Origin of the sequence: Capillibacterium thermochitinicola (assembly GCF_013664685.1) — a bacterium.
Classification (GTDB): domain Bacteria; phylum Bacillota; class UBA4882; order UBA10575; family UBA10575; genus Capillibacterium; species Capillibacterium thermochitinicola.
On sequence record NZ_JAAKDE010000024.1, the window covers coordinates 1 to 2,201 of the forward strand.

Consider the following 2,201-nt stretch of genomic DNA (forward strand, 5'->3'; position numbering starts at 1 on the left):
ATTCATAATTGCCAAACACACATCTTTCATTCGGTTAACTCCCAACTTTTTTAGGATGACGCCGATTTGGTTTTTTATGGTCTGTTCGGACTTGTGGAGTCTTTGGCTGATTTGGGACCGGCTTAATCCCCGTTCCGCCAAAGCTAAAATCTCCCGTTCGCTCCGGGTTAAACTCTGAATCAATTCGGCCTCTTTCAAGCGGGAATAATCTCGTAAGACAACTTCGACCGGCGAACGATTATAATAGGTGGCCCGGATGGCCTCGGGAATCGCTTGATATTCAGTTTTGGGAATGAAATTTACCGCTCCGGCGAACGCCATTATAAATGTGCGAAAAAATATTGACACTACCGGTCTTCTATGCCGGCGAGGAAATTAATGCGAGCCAGTGGCGAACCGTTAAATCCCGCCACCTTTTGGCGTATCTTGCCCATCAGAATAAGCCGGTAAGTACCGATCAAATCATTGAGGATCTCTGGCCGTATGTTGATCCGGATAAAGCCTTGTCCCTTTTCCACACCACCCTTTATTATTTACGGCGCCTTTTACAACAGTTCACCAGTGAAGAGATGATTATTCGCGGGTCCAAACGTTATCAACTCCACCCCGAAAGAGTCGTAATTGACCGCTATCAATTTGAAGACATTGCCCATCCAGCCTTAGAAAAAGAAATGACTCCCGCCTTGGCGGAACAGTTGGAAGCCGCCGTCTTGCTTTACCGGGGTGATTACCTTGAAGATCTGGACTACCAATGGGTCATGCCCGTTCAAGAAAAATTGAGGAGTTTAAATATGGAAATTAGACAGAAATTGGCCGCCTATTATCTGGACAATAAAATGCCGAACAAAGCCTTGCTTCATTTGCAGCAATTGATGGCTTTAAATCCTTACTCGGAAATAAACTTAAAACTATTACTAACCGCCTATGCGGACAAGGGCGATCATTCTGCTGTCATCAAACAATATACAGCCTTTGCCAGAAATATCCGCAAAGAACTGGGCTTGCAACCATCTGCTGAGATAAAGAGGTTTTTTGCAAACCTCTCCAAACAAAAGTAAAAGCCGCTTAAAAAGCGGCTTTTTTTTATGCTTGACATCTGTCGTGTTTGTCCGTTAAACCATATGCCTATTTTTGCTCTACGATATCTCCCACCGCCGTTGTCAGGCTTCTGTTTAAAGTCTGCAAAACCGTACAGGTAGCAGATTTATCTTTGACCTCGATCACCTTAATCTCAGCCAACACCTCAGTCACTTCATCAATGACCTCACCGGAAATTGGGTCCTTTACCACCTCAAGCACACGTTTAACGACAAAAACCATATCTTGTTTGACGCCCGCGGTGGAACCAATATTAATAATTACCCGATCTCCCGACGCATAAGCAACGACACCCTTTAGTCTCAATGCTTGAGACGGACGCCGGCCGCTGCTGTATGCCTGGTCGGCCAACTGTTGCGCGGCTGATGCCACCGCCTCACGAGTGGCGATCCCTAAATTGGTCGCCCGAAATTCATCACTGCCGAAGGCGATCGCATTCCATTCCACCTCCACTGACAGGTTGGTACTGCGTTTTTCACCTCTTCCAGTGACACTGGCGATAATCTCTGCCGTACTGGCATCAACCAGACGGGCGTCGATGGCCACAATCGCATTGGTACTCTTGACGCCGAGCCCGATCCCCTCTTTGAGGCTCAGGCCACTTACTCCGGTCGATTTGAAACTGAATTCGGTGACTCTACCCATTACCAGGAAATCCACGCCTAAGATTTTTCCAATACTGGCGGCTGTTTTAGGATCAACTCTTCCGCTTTGTCCAAAGTTTTGTTCTTCAATGACTTTATCAATCTGTTCCCGTTCAATCAGTCTGAATCTTTTGGTCTTCAAAATTTCGGTGACGAACTCGTCGGCGATGCCTTTGCCCACATCCCAATGGCCCTCATTCCACCAGCGGTTTTGGATCGAACCGTCATCAAAGGGGAGGACTGCAATTTTATAGAGTACCTCGGAGTCCGCGGCCTGTACGGGCACAACGATAAAAGTAAGTAACAAGAAACAGAAGAGAAGAATACGTTTCATACGGATCAAGTCCAAATTAGTGTGTAAATTCCTCAGTTATCAATAAGCTTATCTGATATACGCAATATTGCTTTGATCATTGATTTGTTTTTGCTCTTCTTGCCACTGAAGGTATTCACTCATAT

General features: G+C 45.9%; 4 protein-coding genes. 1 reads left to right on the top strand and 3 read right to left on the bottom strand.

Annotated features, from left to right (window positions below; all coding sequences use genetic code 11):
* Both G5B42_RS09980 and G5B42_RS09985 read right to left on the bottom strand, forming a co-directional pair.
* A partial coding sequence (locus G5B42_RS09980; RefSeq protein WP_231133468.1) for a helix-turn-helix domain-containing protein occupies positions 1-321 on the bottom strand: 321 nt, incomplete at its 3' end.
* Positions 322-347: 26 nt separating this feature from the next.
* Complete coding sequence (locus tag G5B42_RS09985; RefSeq protein ID WP_181340332.1) at positions 348-518, bottom strand: hypothetical protein; 171 nt, start codon at positions 516-518, stop codon at positions 348-350.
* Between the two features lie 51 nt (positions 519-569).
* Between G5B42_RS09985 and G5B42_RS09990 the strand changes: the two genes are divergently transcribed.
* Positions 570-1,058 carry a bacterial transcriptional activator domain-containing protein gene (locus G5B42_RS09990; protein WP_181340333.1) on the top strand — a complete coding sequence of 163 codons (489 nt, stop codon included), beginning with the start codon at positions 570-572 and terminating at the stop codon, positions 1,056-1,058.
* A 67-nt stretch (positions 1,059-1,125) separates the two neighbouring features.
* Here G5B42_RS09990 and G5B42_RS09995 read toward each other — a convergent pair whose 3' ends face one another.
* On the bottom strand, positions 1,126-2,076 hold the full coding sequence (locus G5B42_RS09995; RefSeq protein WP_181340334.1) for a CsgG/HfaB family protein: 951 nt from the start codon (positions 2,074-2,076) through the stop codon (positions 1,126-1,128).
* Positions 2,077-2,201 lie beyond the last annotated feature (125 nt).